The following is an 18,557-nucleotide window of genomic DNA, read 5'->3' on the forward strand; positions in this document are numbered from 1 at the left end:
TGGAGAGCCATTGAATGAAGCGAAGTACCCTTGGTAGACCGCTGCGGACGGCGAGTGTGATCGTTGCGGGCGCAGCACTCCTGCTCGCGGGATGCGCAGGCCTGGCCGGCGGACCGAGCGGCAATGCGCATGTTCCGCAGCCCGCGAGAACCGTTGATCTCGATCGCTACGTCGGCCGATGGTACGAGTTCGCGCGCTACGAGAACCGGTTCGAGCGCGGCTGCGCCGGGGTGACGGCCGAATATGCGAAGCGGGAAGACGGTCTCATCGGCGTGCGCAATACCTGCCACGAAGGTCGACCGGACGGCCGCGCGCGAACCTCCGACGGGCGCGCAAAGATCGTGGCCGATAGCGGCAATGCAAAGCTGAAAGTGTCGTTCTTCGGGCCTTTCTTTTTCGGCGATTACTGGGTGCTCGATCACGCCGACGACTATTCATGGTCGATCGTCGGTGAACCGTCGGGTCGGTTCCTGTGGATCCTGACGCGCGACGCGAAGCCCTCCGCTGAACAGGCCGCGGCGCTTGTTGAGCGGGTCCGGACGCTCGGTTACGACACGACGATGCTGCTGCGCACTGCGCATTAGGGCGACCACACTGCAACCGGCATGCGCGGCCTCATTAGGTGCGGGCAACGCCGCGTTCCGTATGCGCCGTGCCGATGACGGTTGCGAAGGAGAGGAAGCGGAGAGGCTGGTCGAAGACCGAAGTCGCGTGACGTTGCTCGATGCACGTCACGCGAAACGGCGTCAGCCTCGACGGCGCAAGACACGCGCGGGGCTGATCGATGCAACCGGCGCCTGCGTACCCGTTCTGTTCATCGGGGCGTTGTGTTCGCGCCCGATACCGGGCGCGAACCGGTCGGGGGCTAGACCTGTCCGCGATTGCGCGAGTTCACCGCGACCACCGCGGGCGACTCGGCCAGCGGGACAAAATGTCGGGTGGTGCCGTCCAGCGCGTCGATGCCGCCTGTCTCGATGTCGTAGACCCAGCCGTGCAGATTCAGGCGTCCTTGCTCCAGCGCAAGCGCGACGGAAGGGTGAGTGCGCAGGTTGGCAAGCTGCGCGATCACGTTTTCGCGCACGAGCCCGTCGAGCTTCGCGCGCGGCGAGTCGTATTCATGCGCGGCGTTGATGACTTTCGCGGAATCGGCATGACGCAGCCAGTTCGCGACGGCCGGCAGATGATCGAGGCAGGTGCAGCGCGAAATCGCGCCCATCGCACCGCAATCGGAGTGGCCGCAGATCACGATATCCCGAACGCCGAGAACGGCGACCGCGTATTCCACGGTGGCCGACACGCCGCCAGGTTCCGGGCCGTACGACGGCACGATATTGCCCGCATTGCGGATCACGAACAGTTCGCCCGGCTCGCGCTGAGTGAGCAGCTCAGGTACGACTCGGCTGTCGGAGCACGTGACGAACAGCGCCTTGGGGTTCTGTGACGTCGCGAGTTGTTTGAAAAGCGCCTCACGTTGCGGGTAGATGTCGCGCTGAAAACGCAGAAAACCGTCGATGATGTCTTGCATGCTCGCTCCAGAACTTCAGTCGAATGATCAGCGCAGTAGCGGCAGGTACGCCTGCGCGGCGAGCATCATAATGCATGTCCGGCGAGCGTGGGTATGGTGCGCAGCATCGCGCGAGACCCACCCAGGTACGGGGGCGAATAGCAGTTCAACTTGACATAATGCTGACTATCGATTTTTTATGGTCACAAGAAAACACCATCTACGAGCCCGGTCTTGGCCGACGCATACGGCGCCGGCGCAACGACTGCAACTCACACGCTTTGTTGCCCCGAGTCGTTGCTTAAAAGTCACTTGCGCACGGATGGTCGCGCAGCGCGTTGACCATGCAGAACGAGACCACGCCTATGCGCGCGCCTGCAACGCCGTGACGAATTTCGACAACCGCTCCCGCCTCCGTAGTCGACTCTCGCTCGCGCAAGCGTCACGGCCCCATTTCAGACAGACCATTAATTCATTTATCAACGACTGGACCGCCGGCGAGTTGATGCTAAAATTGATGCGAAACGACATCAAAGGAGCCATCATGCGTACCACCGTCACCGTCGACGACACTCTGTATGCGCGCGCACTCGAACTTGCCGAGCCGGGTATGTCGCCGGCCGACCTGTTTCGGGCTGCACTAGAAACGTTCGTGCGTGTCCAGGCCGGCCAACGCCTTGCCGCGCTTGGCGGTAGCGCGCCCGACATGCCGGATGTTCCGCGCCGCAACCCGGAGGCAGCCGCCCGATGAGTGTTCTGGTCGACACGTCCGTCTGGGTCGAGCATTTCCGGCGACCGCTACCGGCGCTTATCCAGCTGCTGCGCGTCGATGATGTCTTGACGCATCCATTAGTGATGCTCGAGCTCACGTGCGGGACGCCGCCCGAACCGCGGGCCCGAACCCTAGGATATCTCGCGCTATTGCGCCAAACGCGCCTCGCGACGCCAGGCGAGGTAGCGGACTGGATTGAGCGGGAACAGCTGTATGGGCGCGGATGCGGTGCGGTGGATTGCACGCTGCTGGCGTCGGTGCTGCTGACCCCGAGCACTAAGCTCTGGACGCGCGATCGTCGGCTCGTGCAACTGGCGGAGCAATTCGGGGTTCACTACCTACAGCCAGACCTGCATTGAGCGAAGCAGTTGCCGGCTTCTGCAGTGATGCCACCAAATTCCTTTGCTCGCACTAGCAAGCGCTAGACGGCCACAATGCAGGCAGCGGATCGTAATCGCCCCTATAGCCTGCCCCGCAGCGACCACGGCCATCACACAACATGGCCGATTTTCGGCAGATTCTCGCGCAGCGTTAGAATATCGCCCCTTCTCATGTGAGATCAAAATGTCCTGGTTCGTTTACGAAGTACCCGAATACCACGAAGACGCCGCGCGCATCGAACCCTTCAGCGACCTGCGTAGCCGTGTGCTGAAAGTCGGTGGCCTGGCCATGGCGGACGAACTGGAAAGCGTTCGCGAGAATGCCGCGGCGACAGCGGACACGCCCGAGCGCCCCCTGCGGACTCCGGAGAATCCGCAGGTCTTTCCGATTCCTTACGCCGACTCCATGATCCTGGTCGGGTTCATCTTCGATCTGAAACGCGAATTCCGGCAACTGGTCGTGTCACCCGTGGAAATGCCCTGGCTGAAAGACGCGTAAAAGGTGGTCGGAACGGAAGCCAACGGAAGAGTTGCTCCTGTTCTTGAGGCCGGGGTGCGAATATCCTGCGCACGCTTTCCAATACACATGCGTCGAGTTGGAACCACACTTCGGACTGAATCGAGCTGCGCAGCTACTAAAACAGGGGGAGCTGCCGTGGGCCGCGACAGGGTACCGAGACGTGTTCGCCATCTTTCCCTGCACGTTGCATCCAGGCCACCACGGGGACGTGCGCCCCATCGACGATTTAGCTTATGTAAAATCGAAGAGGAATGCGAACCATGTGGCTCCATGACGCGCCGTATGGAACTCGAGCACTGACACTGGCAACCAGATCTCGGTGAACCATCTCTCGTGGACAGATCGCACGTCGTTGACGCTGTCGATCGTACCGTCCCACGACCTACCGGCGTGTTCTGGTGCGCGTTTCGCTCGACGACGATGTCCGAGTTTGCGATCTAAAGGTTCGGCGCGGTTGCGGCGAACCCGCGCGTGACGAACGGATGCTCCATGCAATCGCCGTCAAGGGTTTCCCCACGTGACATCAAGCACCGTTAGCGCGGCTTGTGCAGCGCCAGTCTCAGGGCCTTGCGCAGACGATGGCGGTGAGAATGAACGGAATGACCTGATGCGCGACGGCCTTGCTGCCCGCAAGCCGAGAATGCTCTTCGACCGAATCGATCGGCGCCTTGACGACGACGCCGTAAATCGAGCCCGGCAGAGGGTGGCCGCTTCCTTGCCTGAACAGCGCGTCATACTGCTCATAGGCGAATACGGCATAGACGCTGAAGCCGAACACCGTGAGCGCGGCGTCACTGGTAGGCCGAAATGCGTTGATCGAATTCTGTTCGACCCGCATCGGATCGCGATCGATATAGCCGTGATTGAACAGGCGCACGATGAACGCGTGCGCGTTGGTTTTACAGTCGAACTGCGCGTCTAGCGCATACGCGTGGCTCGGCGCGGGGGCGAGCCAGACTCCGCCCGCAAAGAATGCGGCCAGTGCATTGAGGATGATTTTTCTCATGGCAGTTTGCGCGAACCTGATAGGTCCGCCGTGCTCGTCACCCGTACCACGTGCCCCGATTGGACAGGCACGCTCCAATCCGCGATCTTTCTGCCGATCTTGTCGCGCAGGTGCATGCCGACCGCCTTGCGATCCGACAACAGCGAGGCTGATGCCGCGGCGACAAGCGCGGCGGATAGAACCCGTGTGATTGCATTCATGGTGGCGCTCCGTTTCGGTGACGACGGCCCGACCGTAAGCGATGTAACGCGTCGCATCCCGAGTCGTCCTGCGCGCTATGGCCACATGGACCCCGGCGCTTGATCCGAACGTGCGCCCGATCACTCGAAGCCGAACCGCACCCGCCAACCTCCGATTTGCGAAACGATTTCCATGACGAATCGCAGTGCGCCGGCGCCGGCGCGCGCGTATCTCGCAGGCTCATCCCCAGCGCTACTGCTCGGTCTGCTGCCGCAAGTATTCGTCATATTTCATCTGCATGTACTGTTGCCGATCCATTTCATGCAGTTGTCGCGGATATCGCTCGCTGGCGTCGAACCAGTCGGTCAGGCGTTGCTCGAGTCGCTTGCCGGGCGGGCTGGACAGCGCGCCGAGATACGCATCGATGGCCAGGTAGTAGCGCATCGTGTTGCGCTCCATGAGGCCGCGCATCCCGCCGATGTATTCCGCCTGAGCCGCGGACGGATCGGCGATGTTGGTGAAGCCAACCTTGCCGCGACCGAAGGCGGCCAGATAGGTTTTCATCGCAAGACGACCGATCATGCCGTAACTATAGGCATAGGTCAGATGCAGAAACGTGCGATTGTCGCCAAGCGCCACCGCTTCCAGCGCAATCCGATAATCGCGGGTGTTCAATGGTCCCCGGTCCGCATGGAGCTTGACCTGCAGGTATCCCGGGCCGGTGGTCGCCGCGTCGTATTCGAATTGCACCCGGTAAGTCGTGCTGAGCTCCTCGGCAACTTCCTTCTTGCTGACGTTCACGATCAGCATATTGCCGCCGCCGGCGTCGGTAGTACGGCAATACTTGATATTGGGGTGCAGGATTAATGCGTCGCACCAGTTCAACGGGCCTCGCGAAGGGTCATTGAACGCGCCGTTGACGGTCGCGAACGGGTAGGCCGTCACCGCGTAGACCTCACCCTTGAGCGTGGAAGACGATTCTTCCGAGTCGAGATACAACGGGCGCTCGAACTGGTTGTGATCGAGCCGGGGAATCAGTTGCCGGTAAGCCTCTCGCAAGTTGGCCGCCTTGTCCGCACCGTCCGCAGGCGTCCCTCCCAGGCATGGCAGGCTGCACGCCATCAACATCGACGCCATCAGCGCCACCTTGCGTAGCGCGTGGCTGGTTGGGCTTCCGGCAGATGCACTCATCGATTTGCTCCGGCTCGCGACGGCATGCACGTTAGGCTGATCGAACGCGAGACATTTCTTTCGTCGACGCGGCTGGCGGATGTCGCCGCGCGTCGCGGCGCGCACGGGCATGCCCGGCGCCAATACATTGGGTGAAAGACCTGCGCAGGATCCGCGCCTCTACGTTCTGTCCTGCAATCTGCGATACGAGGTAACGCCCGACTGCGGCGATTGTGCGGCGATGGATGCCGCAGTATCGCGGCATCCATCTGTCGCGGCCGACACAGCGATCAATGCGTCTTCTTCGCTTGCTTCGCCTGCTGCCTGATCGCTTCCTTGGCGTCGCCGTACTTCTTCTGCACTTCTCCGACTGCTTGCTGGGCATCGCCTTTGACTTCCTGCTTCGTGTCGCCAGTGGCTCGGCCAATTTCCTCGTTGACCTTGCCCTTTGCCTTCTCCGCGACGCCCTTGACTTGATCCTTGTTCATTGCGAATGCTCCGGTCACAGCTGCTGGATGGATGACCTGCCGCCCGTCGCGATGAGCGCATCGAGCGATGCACGCGATACGGCAGAATCTGAAAAAGCAGCAATCGCTCACCGCATTCCGCAGTCACGCTGGCGCGTGCATGGCGGAATGCCGGCCGAGCCTCCTGCTGACGTGCCGCTACATCGGCGGCGTATTACCCGAATGAAGCGCCCCGCCCCATTGCGAATCCGCCACCGCAGGCCAATGGTCCTTGTCGAATCCGGATGCGCTCTTCATCCGTTCTTCTGTTACGTCGAGCCGGAAGCATTTCTTGCCGGTATCGAGGGTGAACGCGCTCCACGGCACTGCGAAAAGTTTGTCGCCTATCCCGAGGAAACCGCCACACGACAGCACGGCGTACGCGATCCGGCCGCTGCCAACGTCTAGCATGATGTCTACGACCTTCCCGATCTCCTTGCCATCGGATGACAAGACGTTATCGCCGGTCAGCGTGGTAGCCGCCATGACATCAGGACCAGGCCCGCCTGTGGTGGTTGCGCGACCGATGATGCGGGCGCCGCTGCCGTTGCTCGGAAGTGGATTGCTGGGAGAAACAGGTGTCATGATCAGCTCCGGTATTCGTTGCACGAATTGCCGGCGAGCGTCGCCGGCCAGCGTGACGGTGCGAAGCGCGCGCCGATCGGGCTCTGTTCCGAGCCGGGACGATGCGCGCTTCGCCTGCAATCGCCCGCCGTCATTCGGGCCGAAACATTCTCGATTCGAGCAGCGTTTCGGGCTGAAATGCGCGCTGGTTTCCGCGCTATGCCCAGCCTGGATCATTGCCGTATCACACTGCGCATCGCCTCGAGCAGCACCGGCTTTCTGCCCTGGTATCCATTGCTGTCGGCGAGATGACATTGGAAGCGCGACGCATGTATGATGCGCGTCGACGTGCCGTGCCGAGGCTCCCCCTGTGTCGATGTGTGCTCGGTGCGCGTACCGGGCATGCGGCTGGAGAACACATCCGAACTGTCGTGGCATGCGTACCAGTCAACTCAACCTACCCTATGTGCGAGCAGCCCGGGAGTCGGTACGCTGCCGTACCCATGCGGGAACGGCAGTGATGCGGTCGCATCGTGGGAGCGGTCACAGATCGCCTGTTGACACGCTGCCTTGGTCTCAAGCGTCGATTGAAAACGGCATGCCGATTTTCGATCCATGCGGACATCGACAATGGCGTATGCGCCTCCACCCTCCGCATGCCGGGGTCACTCAAGACAAGTCGGGAACGGTCAGCCGGTAGCGGGCGACTTAACCGAAGTGATTCGGCGATTCGGGGATGGAAAGCGTGTTGCCGGTCAGTCCCGGTCGCTGCGCATCGTGAGAAATCATGCCGTCCTCCAGGATCGCGCACATTGCGACGAGCAGCATGATCGCGACGGCCACGAGTCCCGCATAGCCGATGATCTTGAGCGTCTTCATTTTGCTTCCTGCGATAAACGATGGCTGTCGCGACCTGGATCGTTTTGATCGCGGTCGTTGACCAGCCATCGCGTGACGAGCACGTAAACGCGATGCCCTATCTCAATCCCAAGTAGCCGAGGACGAACAGAACGATGACCACGGCTCCAACGAGCCAGACAATGTTGTACATGGCAACTCCCCTCAAGTTAGACGCCGACCTGATCTGCTGCGCGGCTTGTGGGCCACGGAGCCACGCGGGCGAAGCTTCCAGCGATACCCGACGTTTTTCCGCAGCAAAGACTTGCGCGATTGAGCCGGTTATCGGTTCGAAGGCGCGCCTCGCGACGGGGGCCGGGAACCCGATGCGCGAAGGACGCAACTCGACGTTCTCGCATCCGATAGCGGATGTCTGTACGGTAGTAGCCGCAGTGAGGTTGCACGATGCGGAAGCACCGTGCGAGAGGGGAATAGCCCCCCTCGTGAAGCCTCCGTGTCCAATCAGGCTTTTTTGACAGCTTCCTTGGCGTCGCCAAGATTCTTGCGCGCCTGGCCGGCTGCTTGCTGGAGATCGCCTTTGACTTCCTGTTTCGTGTTGTGCGTGGCACGGCCAATGACCTCATTCACCTTGCCTTTGACCTTCTCCGCAGTTCCCTTGACTTGATCCTTGTTCATGGTAAAGCTCCAATACGTAACTGATCTGTGGATGCTGCTGCTATCTATTGCCGTCAGGTGATGACACCGTCCGACCGGTGAATCTATATTCGATAAAAATCATCAGATATCCATATTTTTACCGGCTGGCGAGGGCGTTTCAATGTGCGGGCGGACGATTCATGGCGACGTCTCGGGTCGCTGACCAGTACGGCTGCCGATTGTAGAACTTGTGAAGCGACGAACCCCACTGCTCATCCGCCATCGACGGCCAATGGTCCTTGTCGAACGCGGGGGCATTTTTCACGTGGTCCGCGGTAACGTCGAGCCGGAAGCATTTTTCGTCCGTGTCCAGGGTCAGCGCACTCCACGGAATGGCGTAAAGTTTGCCGCCGATGCCGAGAAAGCCCCCGCTTGACAGCACGGCATAGGCAACCCGGCCGCTGCGTACGTCCAGCATGATGTCTGAAATCTTCCCGATCTCCAGCCGGTCGGACGTGAAGAGCTTGTTTCCCTTGAGCGTATCGGCTTCCATCACGTTGGGGCCGGGCCCGTCGCCGGCCCCGCTGCCGACAATCGCCGCACCCGTATCGCTGGTCGATGGCCGATGGGTCGGGTCTAGTATCGTCATGATTCCCTCCTGGTTTCATTTCGCGGTACGCCGGAGCGGATCGCCGGCTCGCCGTGATGGACGGCACACACCGGTCACGCGATATGAACGGTTACGTGCCGGACAGGTGTCGCCTCTGGCCGCCCTACCCGTTGCGCACCTGCCGCTCACGCTGAGCGCCCGGTGCATCGTAAAGGGAGAGCGAGTTGCAACGATGCGCGGTGCCGGGATACGAAGTCGGTACGGCGCCGTACCGGGCCGCGAGAATGAACGATCGGAGCCGATGCTCAGATGAAAACGAACATCGCGATCACGGCGGCGCCCATCACACCGGTTGAAAGCCATCCCACCCACCGCAGCAGCACGGGCGTGACGAAGGCGCCCATGACCTTTGGGTTCGACGCCATCAGCATCATCAGCACCATGATCGGTACCGACGTGACGCCGTTGATGACCGCGCTCCAGAACAGCGCCTTGATCGGGTCGATCGACGTGAAATCGAGCGCGAGGCCCACGACGGTCGCGAGCACGACGATCGCGTAGAACCGTTTCGCCAGTTGCGGCTCGAGCGCGAGGCTGTTCTTCCACTTGAACGTGCCGGCCATCGCGTAGGCCGCCGAGCCGGCCAGCACCGGCAGCGCGAGCAGCCCCGTGCCGATGATGCCGAGACTGAAGAGCAGGAACGCAAACTGCCCTGCGATCGGTTTCAATGAGGAGGCGGCCTGCGCCGACGTCTGGATGTCGGTGATATGGTGCGCATGCAGCGTGACCGCAGTCGTGAGAATGATGAAGAACGCAACGAGATTGGAAAATGCCATTCCGATCGACGTATCAAGGCGGATGCGGCTCAGGTTTGCCGGCCCTTGCGACGGCATTTTCGTCAGCGCCTGCTGTCCCTCCTTAGCCTGCAGTTCCTCGACCTCCTGTGACGCCTGCCAGAAGAACAGATACGGGCTGATGGTGGTGCCGAACACGGCGACTACCGTCGTGATGTAGCCGGTGCTCCACGAGCCGTGCGGAAGTACCGTGTGCAGCGCCACGGTCGCCCATGGGATCTGGACCGCAAAGATCACGCCGACGTAGGCGAACAGCGCCAGGGTGAGCCACTTGAGGATGCGGACATACCTGCGGTACGGCACGAACATCTGTAACACCAGCGAAAACACGCCTAACCCGACCGTGTAAGCCCGCGTGGGGCCGCCGACCAGCAGGTTGACGGCTGCGCCCATGGCCGTCAGGTCGGCCGCGATATTGATCGTGTTCGCCACCAGCAGGAGGATGACGGTGCCATACAGCAGCCACCGCGGGTAATGACGTCGCAGATTCGTCGCGAGACCATGGCCGCTCACCCGGCCGATCCTCGCGCTCACGACCTGAATGGCAACCATCAGCGGATAGGTCAGCAGGACGGTCCACAGCATGTCGAAGCCGAATTGCGCACCCGCCTGCGAATAGGTGGCGATGCCGCTCGGATCGTCGTCCGCCGCACCGGTGATCAGTCCAGGTCCGAGCTTCGTCAGCCACGAGTCGGCCTGGCTATCGACATCGCTGCTGAGTTTTTCGGACGGATCCTTGTCGTATTCCATAACCGTCCCAAGCGGCGCGCCAACTGTTGATTGCATGAGCGAATCCGCTATTCATGCCGCGTACCGGTCTTGGTTTGGCACCCGCAGTGATTGACCAGGGCGCCACCGCGAACGCGTGCGGTGTGCCGCCGCTTGAACTGTGCCGGGACAGCTTTCCATTGCTAAGCCGTAACGTCGGACATGATGAAACGAGCCTCAAGGAACCTGGCCGGCCGGGTTCACGTGATGACCGCAGCCGACCTACCATCCTTCCCGTTGCCCGGACCCATGCGCCCCCTGGTCATCGGCACGCCCGGAGTGATTCATGTGGTCACGGGAAGGGCCGCGTTGATTCCACCCGCTTTCGTGACCACCACCGTACGAGCCGCCATACCCCCCGCCTCGATCACCACGATAGCCGTCGCCGGGTACCCAAAGGCATCCGGCAAGCATGGTTGCAATAGCCGCAAGACCGACATAGATAGATGAACGCATGTTGCTCTCCTTACCAGTCGCATTCGAGTGTGGCGCTTCGTTTGATCGACCGGAGACGAATGACGGAATCATTCTCCACAGATGTGAACCACGTCGATGTTCGTGAAGAGATCGCTCACGAATGCATGGTTGCGGGAAACATCCTCCTGTAGACGAGGTTGCGTGTCTGTACGATGAAGGACGCTTGTAGCGGCTGACCGGTGGAAGCGCTTTGTCGCCATCGTGGTTCTCCGCAATGCGGTTTGACATACGTTGCCGGACCGGTTGCACGACATTGACCGACACGGGCCAACCTTGTTGTCGGCTTGCCAAAATCGACATGCCGGACGTGACGCGAGCCGACGATCGACATTCCGCCCACACGGCTCGCGTGCTGCAAAGCTGAACGAGACGCGGGCCAGGGCGGATTTTGCGTCTTTGTACGCTGTCGTACCGCGTCCGCAGCCGCCCTGGCGTAGCGTCGGAAACGCCATCAACAACCAGGAGACGACGATGCTGAGACGAACATTCATATTGGGTACGCCGGGATCCATCCTTGCCATTTCCCTTGCGGTTTCGGGTTGCACGACGACCGGCACATCCGACGCCAGCGGCCACCAGGCCGACAAACGCCGCACCATCGATGCAGGCGTCGACTCGACCCTTGCACGCCTTTACACGACCGCCAAAGGGTCGCGTGAACTCGTCGGCAAGGCACGCGGCGTGCTGGTATTCCCGTCCGTCATTGCGGCCGGCTTCGTCCTCGGCGGCCAGTACGGTGAAGGATCGCTGCGCGTTGCCGGCAGCACGGTCGGGTACTACAGCACCACGACCGGCTCGATCGGGCTGCAGATCGGCGCGCAATCGAAAGCCATCATTTTCCTGTTCATGACCGCGGATGCGCTTGATCGCTTCCGTAACAGCGAAGGCTGGTCGGTGGGCGGCGACGCATCGGTGGCGGTACTGAAAGTCGGCGCGAACGGCAATGTCGACACCAGCACCGCGACCGCGCCGATCGAAGCGTTCGTCCTGACGAACAGCGGGTTGATGGCCGGTGTGACGCTCGAGGGAACGAAGATCACGAAGCTGACTGCGCTGTAGCGCTCACGCTCAAGTCCTGCTGGGTGAACGAACCGGCCAACACGTCGATCCGATGGCGCGGCGGCAGATCAGAGTTCAACACGCCTGATACGCACATCGGCGTGCTCGTGCGCGGAGTTTGTCCGGCAACGTACCGGACGCGCGCGAGTCATCGCGGCACACCGTTCCGCGGTCGACGCGGAGTTGGCCTGGCGACCGCGATTTCCCGTCGAACGCTCCGTGAAATATTGGTTCCGTATCGAGCGCGCGCGATTGCGCGCACCTTGATGAGACATGTGTCGGCACTATAATTTTCGAAGGTAGGCTCGTATTCGAACGGCCACCCCGCGCTCATCGATAAAAGGGACACATTGCCGCCTTCCGCCGATTCCCGCAGCGCCCACGTCTGCCGGATGCTCGTTCGTCAGCCGGACGCAAGCGCAGGAGCCACACATGCAGGACAACCCGCCCCTTACCGAAAATCACCTGCTTGCCGCGCTGCCGGAAAACGAGCGCGCCCACTTCGCTGAACACCTGACGCTCGTCGAGATGCCGTTGGGAAAAGTGCTGTACGAGTCGGGTGGCCAGCTTCATCACGTCTTTTTTCCGACCACGTCGATCGTTTCGTTGCTGTATGTGATGGAGGACGGCTCGTCCGCTGAAATCGCGATCGTCGGGCATGAAGGCATGATTGGCGTGTCGTTGTTCATGGGCGGCGAAACGACCCCGAGTCGCGCCGTCGTGCAAAGCGCGGGGCAAGCTTACCGGCTCGACGCGAGCATCCTGAAAGAAGAATTCCGGCGCGGCAACGCGATGCAACGCCTGTTGTTGCGCTATACCCAGGCGCTCATCACGCAGATGGCTCAGACCGCGGTATGTAACCGGCATCACTCGATCGATCAGCAACTGTGCCGCTGGCTGCTGCTCAGCCTCGACCGCCTGCCTTCGAATCAGCTGCGCATGACGCAGGAACTGATCGCCAACATGCTGGGCGTGCGCCGGTCGGGCGTGACGGAAGCGGCATTGAAGCTGCAGGACGCGGGCCTCATCCGCTACAACTACGGCCATATCGAGGTGCTGGACCGGCCCGGGCTCGAAGAGCGCGTGTGCGAGTGCTACGGCGTGGTCAAGCGCGAATTCGATCGCCTGCTGCCCGATCTGAAGCGACTCTAGCCGCCTCTGCACCGCAGCGCGGCGCGAACGACTCCGAATGCTCGATTCCGTGACCATGCGACTGCCGGTGCGATGGAAGTCCTGCCCGACCTCGTCTCATCCGACCACCCAGTACGGCGTCCGGTTGTAGTACTGGTGAAGCGACAATCCCCACTGTGATTGCGTCATCACCGGCCAATGCTCGTCGTCGAAGCCCGGGGTGCCCTTGACGTGGGCGGCGGTCACGTCCAGATGGAAACATTTGTCGTCGGTATCGTATTCCATCGCACTCCACGGAATGGCGCAAAGCATCTCGCCCGTTCCTCCGCTGCAAACAACCGCGTAGGCAATTTTGCGTTGGTGCAAGTCGAGCACGATGTCGAAAACATTCCCGATATCCTCGCCGTCCGACGCGATGATCCTGCTGCCCTTCAGCGCATCCGCGGTCGTCACCATATGACCGGATTCATCGCCGGTATCGCATTCGACAAGCTTGCCCCCGTTGCTATCATCCCCAGATCGATTCGGGATGTTGAGCATTCTCATGATGTCCTCCTTGGACAAGATCCGGGAATATCCATGGTGTACACAGTCTCGACATTGACACTCAACGCACGAGAAGACGCTGCGCGCACCGGCATCGGAAGTCGGTACGGTTCCGCACCTGGACACACCGGGAATATCGGCTTGCCGTCGCTCTGACAGATACCACTGCGTTCATCGGTATCGCTGAATACGGGTGACAACTCGATGGGTCCTCGTCACGCAAGGCTCCAATCAGCGCCGCGCAACCTGCGTTAACGGGTGCTTGATCTGCGACGACTTCCGGTGATGCTTTCGATGGGCCGGGGTGGCAATCATCGCGGTGACACCGCCTATCGACGGCGGATCGCTGGCGGGGAACGTCCCCCAGACGGCCTCGTCGACGGTGCGTTCGCTCTTGGCGCCATTCGTATGCTGCTCTCGATACCTCTGCGCATAACCGCCTCCATGGTGCTGAGTGCCGGACGAGGCCGGCCCGGATTCGACGGGCTGCGTGCCGGCAACACGCCAGCGTGGAATGCCGCCGGTCACGACGCCAGCACAGGCCCGATTTGAAAGCTCCACCGGGCACGCGCGCGGCTTGCGTCGCTGCCGGATCGGCCATGATCTCGACTCATCCGGACTGCGCCGACAAGCGCGCATGCCGGTCCGCGCAAGCGCAAGGCGATTCCGGTTCCACTCGCCAGGTGGACCGGCAAACCGTTCGGCATCGGACAGACTGAGCCCCCGCATCCCGCGTAGAGCTGGGCTACCGGGCCGAATCCGCCGCCGACCGGATGCGTCGCGGTACGTCGACTCCTTCCCGATTTTTTACCAGGATCCGCCATGACACTCGCTCGTCTCGCCCTCCCCCGACAGATTGCCGGCGCGTTCGCCGTGGCGGCAACAGTCGCCCTCGGCGCAGCCGTCTTCTCCCCGCTCTCGATTGCCGCCGGCCCCGCACCGGATCAATCACAGCCCCACGTCATGACCGTCGCGGCCCAAAAGTCGGTCGACGGGCGCATCAACAGCCTGCACCAACGACTTGGCATCACACCTGGCCAGGAATCCCTGTGGCAGCCGGTCGCGCAGGTCATGCGCGATAACGCGAACGCGATGGAATCGCTCAGGAAGATCCGTAGCGATCACGCGAGCACCATGAGCGCGATGGACGACCTCCATTCCTATGGCGATGTTGCCAACGCGCACGCCGATGGCGTCAAAAAGCTGACCACGGCATTTCAACCGCTATATGACAGCATGTCCGATACGCAAAAGCGGAGCGCGGATGCGATTTTCCGTGGCAATGGTCGTCACCTGATCAAGAAACAATAGTTCCGGACCTTCCGCTGATACCGGCTATCCATGTCAGTCACGGACCAGCGGATCGCTGATCGACCGTACACAGGAGAACATGATGGACGTTTCTATCGGACACGCACGTCGAAACATAATGGCGCCGAGATCGGGCATGCGACTCGTCGGCCTGATCGTCGCGATCGGCTGCCTTTTCGCCGCACCGCAGTTGCATGCGGAGAGAATGAATCACGGTTGGGACCAGAGCAATCACGCGCGTATGAGACATCAGGGTGGTCGCCACTACGACCATTACCGGAACGGCGGCCACGACGGTTATAACGGCGACGAGGAGTATGCGTATGGCGCGCCTCCGATGGTTTACGCGCCGGCACCGGCACCGGGCATCTCGCTGTTCATACCGCTGCGGCTGCGTTGAGACACGAACCGAATCCGGCAGCCTCGGTCGCCCGGCAGCCCGTCGACGTGGCGATCCCCACTGCTTCGCGATCCTGACGACGAAGACCGAGAGGATGTTCCGCGACGTGCCGGGAAGGACGGCTCGCCGCCGGATGGCCCCCCCGTGCTCGAACCGGTGCACGCTTTGTACGGTTTCGTACCGCATCGGCCATTCGTCGCGTGTAGCGTTTCAAATATGCCGGCCATCCGAGGGAACGCGCTCGGCAAGAAACGCTCTGCATCGGCTGACGAACGGCTGGATACCACCGCATGGCAGGCATGTCAGCCGGATCACCGAAGCGCCGGGCATCGCTCTGGCGAGGACATCATGTTGCGAAGCATTCGAAGGTTGCACGGAGACACGGTTCGAGCGAAGGACGGCGATATCGGGCACATCCACCAGGCCTACTTCGACGATGACAACTGGTGCATCCGTTACCTCGTCGTCGAGACGGGCGACTGGCTGCACGACAGGCAGGTGCTGGTTTCGCCGTATTCCGTCACGCATGCCGACCCTGAAACTCGCACGCTATACGTCAGCCTGACGCAACAGCAGGTGAGAGACAGCCCGAACGTGGACACGCACAAGCCGGTATCCCGCCAGCACGAAATCGAGATCCTGCGTTACTACAACTACCCGACTTACTGGGGCGGCCCGAACCTTTGGGGAATGGGCGCGTACCCGGCTTTCGATCCTGCCGGGCCGTCGCAGGACCCTGAAGCGGGCGATCCGCTTTTCTCGCATACCGCGCCGGCCAGCGCAGCGGCGGATACGCATCTGCACAGCACCGGCGAGGTCGACGGATATCGGCTCGACGCCACGGACGGACATATCGGCCACGTGTCGGACTTCATTTACGACGACGAAGCGTGGGTGATCCGCTACCTGGCGATCGACACGTCGAGCTGGTGGTCGACCGGCAAGGAAGTGCTGGTCGCGACCCACTGGCTCGACCAGGTGGACTGGTCAACGGAAACGGTATCGACCACGCTCACGCGCGATGCAATCCGCCGGAGCCCTCTATACGACGATTCGCAGCTCGTTCATCGCAGCTACGAAATCGAGTTGCACGACTTCTACGGCAAGCACGGCTATTGGCACGGAGACCGATGACGCAGACCGGTAACGCAGACCCGCGCAACGGGTAGCCAACGCAACCACCATGCCGTACGGGATTTCCCGTGACCGGACGCCAGGGAGCAACTGCATGACCTCAGCCGTTTTCCCGCCAACCGAAGATTCGGCACTCGATACGCTTTGCATCAATACGCTGCGCTTCCTGTCGATCGATGCCGTGCAGAAAGCGGCGAGCGGTCATCCGGGCTTGCCGCTGGGCGCAGCACCGATGGCCTATGCATTATGGATGCGCCATCTCAAGCATCATCCCGCCAATCCGGCGTGGCTTGATCGGGATCGCTTCGTCCTGTCGGCCGGACATGGCTCGATGCTGTTGTACAGTCTGCTTCACCTGACCGGCTACGACCTGCCACTCGACCAGATCGGTCGCTTCCGGCAATCGGGCAGCCTCACGCCCGGCCATCCGGAGCGCGGCCTGACGCCCGGCGTCGAAACGACAACCGGCCCGCTCGGCCAGGGCTTCGCCAACGCCGTCGGTATGGCGATTGCGGAGACACAGCTTGCTGCATGCTACAACCGCCCCGGCTTCGAGATCGTCGATCACCACACCTACGCGCTCGTCAGCGACGGCGACCTGATGGAAGGCGTCGCAGCGGAAGCCGCATCGCTGGCCGGCCATCTCCGGCTCGGCAAGCTGATCTGCCTGTACGACGACAATCGGGTCACGCTGTCCGCCGGTACCGCGATCACCTTCACCGAAGATCGCGCGCAACGGTTCGACGCCTACGGCTGGCATACCGAAACGGTCGACGACGGCAACGATCTGGCCGCCATCGACGCGGCGTTGGTCAACGCGCGTGCCGAGCAACTGCGTCCGTCGTTGATCCTCGTGCGCACGCATCTCGGCTACGGCTCGCCCAACCGGCAAGATACCTACCAGGCTCACGGATCGCCGCTCGGCGACGCCGAGGTGCGCCTGACCAAGCACAACGTCGGCTGGCCGCCCGACCCCGCGTTTCATATCCCTGCACCAGCGCTCGCGCATTTTCGTCGTGCACTGACGGAGGGGCGAGCCCGGGAAGAGCACTGGAACGCAATGTTCGCAGCCTATGCGCGCGCGTTTCCCGAGCTGTCCGAGGCGCTGCTGAACACGATGCGCGGCACGCTGCCCGACAGGTGGGATCGTGATATCCCGGTCTTTCCGGCCGATCCGAAAGGCATTGCGACGCGGGTTGCATCCGGAAAGGTGCTGAATGCCCTCGCCTCCCGCGTCCCTTCGCTCGTCGGCGGCTCCGCCGATCTGAATCCTTCCACTTTCACCGGGCTGACCGGGTTCGGCGATTTCGAGGCCACCGGCGTGAACGCGCTCGACCGGCAAGGCTCCGATGGCGGCGGCTGGAGCCGCAGCGGCCGCAATCTGCATTTCGGCGTGCGCGAGCACGCGATGGGCGCGATCCTGAACGGCCTGGCAACCCACGGCGGCATCCTGCCGTTCGGCGCGACTTTCCTGATCTTTTCCGACTACATGCGTCCGCCGATCCGGCTCGCCGCATTGATGCGCCTGCAGGTGATCTATGTGTTCACGCACGACAGCCTCGCCGTCGGCGAGGACGGTGCGACGCACCAGCCGATGGAACAGCTTGCCAGCCTGCGCGCGGTCCCGGGCCTGCTGGTGATTCGACCGGCCGATGCCAACGAGACGGCCGTCGCATGGCGGGTGGCGCTCGAAGCACGGGAGCGGCCGACCGCGCTGGTCCTGACCCGCCAGGACGTCCCGACGATCGATCGCCTTCGGTTCGCGCCGGCCGAGGGCTTGCGGCGCGGCGGCTACGTGCTGGCCGACGCCCCCGACGGCCACCCCACGCTGATCCTGATCGCGACAGGCTCGGAAGTGGCGCTCGCACTGGCAGCGCACGCCGCACTGCTCGCGCGCGGCGTCGCGGTTCGGGTTGTGTCGCTACCTTGCTGGAGATTATTCGACGCGCAGCCCAAGTCGTATCAGGACGCCGTGCTGCCGAAGTCGGTCGGCGCGCGGCTAGCGATCGAAGCGGGGGTATCGCAAGGCTGGCACCGCTATGTCGGTGATCGTGGCGACGTGCTCAGCATTGCGAGCTTCGGCGCGTCGGCGCCGGGCGACGAACTGATGCGCGATTTCGGCTTCACGGTCGAGAACGTCTGCGATCGCGCGCTGAAACTGCTGGCGTGAT

At 62.2% G+C, this 18,557-nt stretch carries 20 protein-coding genes and 1 pseudogene; 10 read left to right on the forward strand and 11 right to left on the reverse strand.

What is annotated here, in order from left to right:
- The first annotated feature begins 14 nt into the window (after positions 1–14).
- Positions 15–584, forward strand: coding sequence for a lipocalin family protein (locus LGM71_RS23110; RefSeq protein WP_226116537.1), 570 nt, complete (start codon positions 15–17; stop codon positions 582–584).
- A gap of 281 nt (positions 585–865) precedes the next feature.
- Here LGM71_RS23110 and LGM71_RS23115 read toward each other — a convergent pair whose 3' ends face one another.
- Positions 866–1,525 (reverse strand): carbonic anhydrase, encoded by a 660-nt coding sequence (locus LGM71_RS23115; protein ID WP_124628873.1) that lies wholly within the window; start codon positions 1,523–1,525, stop codon positions 866–868.
- Positions 1,526–2,048: 523 nt separating this feature from the next.
- On the opposite strand from LGM71_RS23115, the gene LGM71_RS23120 reads away from it, so the two are divergent.
- From LGM71_RS23120 to LGM71_RS23130, 3 genes are all read left to right on the forward strand, one after another.
- Positions 2,049–2,255, forward strand: a complete 207-nt coding sequence (locus LGM71_RS23120; RefSeq protein WP_174912129.1) for a type II toxin-antitoxin system VapB family antitoxin — start codon at positions 2,049–2,051, stop codon at positions 2,253–2,255.
- The gene (locus tag LGM71_RS23125) at positions 2,252–2,635 is read left to right on the forward strand and encodes a type II toxin-antitoxin system VapC family toxin (RefSeq protein WP_226116539.1); all 384 of its coding nucleotides are present in this window, start codon (positions 2,252–2,254) and stop codon (positions 2,633–2,635) included. The genes LGM71_RS23120 and LGM71_RS23125 overlap by 4 nt, the downstream gene beginning before the upstream one ends.
- A 205-nt stretch (positions 2,636–2,840) precedes the next feature.
- Positions 2,841–3,155: a hypothetical protein gene (locus LGM71_RS23130; RefSeq protein ID WP_059602377.1), complete on the forward strand. Its 315-nt coding sequence runs from the start codon at positions 2,841–2,843 to the stop codon at positions 3,153–3,155.
- A gap of 580 nt (positions 3,156–3,735) precedes the next feature.
- Here LGM71_RS23130 and LGM71_RS23135 read toward each other — a convergent pair.
- From LGM71_RS23135 to LGM71_RS23170, 8 genes are all read right to left on the reverse strand, one after another.
- On the reverse strand, positions 3,736–4,182 hold the full coding sequence (locus tag LGM71_RS23135; RefSeq protein WP_124906032.1) for a hypothetical protein: 447 nt from the start codon (positions 4,180–4,182) through the stop codon (positions 3,736–3,738).
- 432 nt (positions 4,183–4,614) lie between these two features.
- Entirely contained in the window at positions 4,615–5,553 is a 939-nt protein-coding gene (locus LGM71_RS23140) for a hypothetical protein (RefSeq protein ID WP_413226910.1), read from the reverse strand.
- A 269-nt stretch (positions 5,554–5,822) separates the two neighbouring features.
- Positions 5,823–6,020: a CsbD family protein gene (locus LGM71_RS23145; RefSeq protein ID WP_124906022.1), complete on the reverse strand. Its 198-nt coding sequence runs from the start codon at positions 6,018–6,020 to the stop codon at positions 5,823–5,825.
- Positions 6,021–6,197: 177 nt separating this feature from the next.
- On the reverse strand, positions 6,198–6,623 hold the full coding sequence (locus LGM71_RS23150) for a PRC-barrel domain-containing protein (protein WP_124906028.1): 426 nt from the start codon (positions 6,621–6,623) through the stop codon (positions 6,198–6,200).
- A 687-nt stretch (positions 6,624–7,310) separates the two neighbouring features.
- Positions 7,311–7,481 carry a hypothetical protein gene (locus LGM71_RS23155; protein WP_170296387.1) on the reverse strand — a complete coding sequence of 57 codons (171 nt, stop codon included), beginning with the start codon at positions 7,479–7,481 and terminating at the stop codon, positions 7,311–7,313.
- A gap of 480 nt (positions 7,482–7,961) precedes the next feature.
- Positions 7,962–8,135, reverse strand: a complete 174-nt coding sequence (locus tag LGM71_RS23160) for a CsbD family protein (RefSeq protein WP_012328521.1) — start codon at positions 8,133–8,135, stop codon at positions 7,962–7,964.
- 139 nt (positions 8,136–8,274) lie between these two features.
- Positions 8,275–8,745 carry a PRC-barrel domain-containing protein gene (locus LGM71_RS23165; RefSeq protein ID WP_226116543.1) on the reverse strand — a complete coding sequence of 157 codons (471 nt, stop codon included), beginning with the start codon at positions 8,743–8,745 and terminating at the stop codon, positions 8,275–8,277.
- 266 nt (positions 8,746–9,011) lie between these two features.
- Positions 9,012–10,310 carry an NRAMP family divalent metal transporter gene (locus LGM71_RS23170; RefSeq protein WP_226117032.1) on the reverse strand — a complete coding sequence of 433 codons (1,299 nt, stop codon included), beginning with the start codon at positions 10,308–10,310 and terminating at the stop codon, positions 9,012–9,014.
- A 966-nt stretch (positions 10,311–11,276) separates the two neighbouring features.
- Here LGM71_RS23170 and LGM71_RS23175 point away from each other — a divergent pair.
- A complete protein-coding gene (locus LGM71_RS23175) occupies positions 11,277–11,864 on the forward strand; it encodes a YSC84-related protein (protein ID WP_175033139.1) in 588 nt (195 codons plus the stop codon).
- A 432-nt stretch (positions 11,865–12,296) separates the two neighbouring features.
- Positions 12,297–13,016 (forward strand): Crp/Fnr family transcriptional regulator, encoded by a 720-nt coding sequence (locus LGM71_RS23180; protein ID WP_174911959.1) that lies wholly within the window; start codon positions 12,297–12,299, stop codon positions 13,014–13,016.
- A 96-nt stretch (positions 13,017–13,112) separates the two neighbouring features.
- Here the strand turns inward: LGM71_RS23180 and LGM71_RS23185 are convergent, their stop codons facing one another.
- Positions 13,113–13,541, reverse strand: coding sequence for a PRC-barrel domain-containing protein (locus LGM71_RS23185; protein ID WP_226116545.1), 429 nt, complete (start codon positions 13,539–13,541; stop codon positions 13,113–13,115).
- A gap of 231 nt (positions 13,542–13,772) precedes the next feature.
- A pseudogene (locus tag LGM71_RS33325) lies at positions 13,773–13,967 on the reverse strand (hypothetical protein); the annotation flags it as partial.
- A gap of 396 nt (positions 13,968–14,363) precedes the next feature.
- Here LGM71_RS33325 and LGM71_RS23190 point away from each other — a divergent pair.
- From LGM71_RS23190 to tkt, 4 genes are all read left to right on the forward strand, one after another.
- A complete protein-coding gene (locus LGM71_RS23190) occupies positions 14,364–14,852 on the forward strand; it encodes a Spy/CpxP family protein refolding chaperone (protein ID WP_175868027.1) in 489 nt (162 codons plus the stop codon).
- 82 nt (positions 14,853–14,934) lie between these two features.
- The gene (locus tag LGM71_RS23195) at positions 14,935–15,252 is read left to right on the forward strand and encodes a hypothetical protein (RefSeq protein ID WP_105801294.1); all 318 of its coding nucleotides are present in this window, start codon (positions 14,935–14,937) and stop codon (positions 15,250–15,252) included.
- Between the two features lie 348 nt (positions 15,253–15,600).
- Positions 15,601–16,386 carry a PRC-barrel domain-containing protein gene (locus LGM71_RS23200; protein WP_226116547.1) on the forward strand — a complete coding sequence of 262 codons (786 nt, stop codon included), beginning with the start codon at positions 15,601–15,603 and terminating at the stop codon, positions 16,384–16,386.
- A 94-nt stretch (positions 16,387–16,480) separates the two neighbouring features.
- Positions 16,481–18,556 carry a transketolase gene (tkt, locus tag LGM71_RS23205; RefSeq protein WP_226116549.1) on the forward strand — a complete coding sequence of 692 codons (2,076 nt, stop codon included), beginning with the start codon at positions 16,481–16,483 and terminating at the stop codon, positions 18,554–18,556.
- Position 18,557 lies beyond the last annotated feature (1 nt).

It is taken from the genome of Burkholderia sp. AU33545, from assembly GCF_020419685.1.
Lineage (GTDB): Bacteria > Pseudomonadota > Gammaproteobacteria > Burkholderiales > Burkholderiaceae > Burkholderia > Burkholderia diffusa.

What these genes read in the sequence shown, in the direction of transcription:
- LGM71_RS23110 (WP_226116537.1), top strand. Translation starts at nt 15, where the DNA reads ATGAAGCGAAGTACCCTTGGTAGACCGCTGCGGACGGCGAGTGTGATC.
- LGM71_RS23115 (WP_124628873.1), bottom strand. Translation starts at nt 1,525, where the DNA reads ATGCAAGACATCATCGACGGTTTTCTGCGTTTTCAGCGCGACATCTAC.
- LGM71_RS23120 (WP_174912129.1), top strand. Translation starts at nt 2,049, where the DNA reads ATGCGTACCACCGTCACCGTCGACGACACTCTGTATGCGCGCGCACTC.
- LGM71_RS23125 (WP_226116539.1), top strand. Translation starts at nt 2,252, where the DNA reads ATGAGTGTTCTGGTCGACACGTCCGTCTGGGTCGAGCATTTCCGGCGA.
- LGM71_RS23130 (WP_059602377.1), top strand. Translation starts at nt 2,841, where the DNA reads ATGTCCTGGTTCGTTTACGAAGTACCCGAATACCACGAAGACGCCGCG.
- LGM71_RS23135 (WP_124906032.1), bottom strand. Translation starts at nt 4,182, where the DNA reads ATGAGAAAAATCATCCTCAATGCACTGGCCGCATTCTTTGCGGGCGGA.
- LGM71_RS23140 (WP_413226910.1), bottom strand. Translation starts at nt 5,553, where the DNA reads ATGAGTGCATCTGCCGGAAGCCCAACCAGCCACGCGCTACGCAAGGTG.
- LGM71_RS23145 (WP_124906022.1), bottom strand. Translation starts at nt 6,020, where the DNA reads ATGAACAAGGATCAAGTCAAGGGCGTCGCGGAGAAGGCAAAGGGCAAG.
- LGM71_RS23150 (WP_124906028.1), bottom strand. Translation starts at nt 6,623, where the DNA reads ATGACACCTGTTTCTCCCAGCAATCCACTTCCGAGCAACGGCAGCGGC.
- LGM71_RS23155 (WP_170296387.1), bottom strand. Translation starts at nt 7,481, where the DNA reads ATGAAGACGCTCAAGATCATCGGCTATGCGGGACTCGTGGCCGTCGCG.
- LGM71_RS23160 (WP_012328521.1), bottom strand. Translation starts at nt 8,135, where the DNA reads ATGAACAAGGATCAAGTCAAGGGAACTGCGGAGAAGGTCAAAGGCAAG.
- LGM71_RS23165 (WP_226116543.1), bottom strand. Translation starts at nt 8,745, where the DNA reads ATGACGATACTAGACCCGACCCATCGGCCATCGACCAGCGATACGGGT.
- LGM71_RS23170 (WP_226117032.1), bottom strand. Translation starts at nt 10,310, where the DNA reads ATGGAATACGACAAGGATCCGTCCGAAAAACTCAGCAGCGATGTCGAT.
- LGM71_RS23175 (WP_175033139.1), top strand. Translation starts at nt 11,277, where the DNA reads ATGCTGAGACGAACATTCATATTGGGTACGCCGGGATCCATCCTTGCC.
- LGM71_RS23180 (WP_174911959.1), top strand. Translation starts at nt 12,297, where the DNA reads ATGCAGGACAACCCGCCCCTTACCGAAAATCACCTGCTTGCCGCGCTG.
- LGM71_RS23185 (WP_226116545.1), bottom strand. Translation starts at nt 13,541, where the DNA reads ATGAGAATGCTCAACATCCCGAATCGATCTGGGGATGATAGCAACGGG.
- LGM71_RS23190 (WP_175868027.1), top strand. Translation starts at nt 14,364, where the DNA reads ATGACACTCGCTCGTCTCGCCCTCCCCCGACAGATTGCCGGCGCGTTC.
- LGM71_RS23195 (WP_105801294.1), top strand. Translation starts at nt 14,935, where the DNA reads ATGGACGTTTCTATCGGACACGCACGTCGAAACATAATGGCGCCGAGA.
- LGM71_RS23200 (WP_226116547.1), top strand. Translation starts at nt 15,601, where the DNA reads ATGTTGCGAAGCATTCGAAGGTTGCACGGAGACACGGTTCGAGCGAAG.
- tkt (WP_226116549.1), top strand. Translation starts at nt 16,481, where the DNA reads ATGACCTCAGCCGTTTTCCCGCCAACCGAAGATTCGGCACTCGATACG.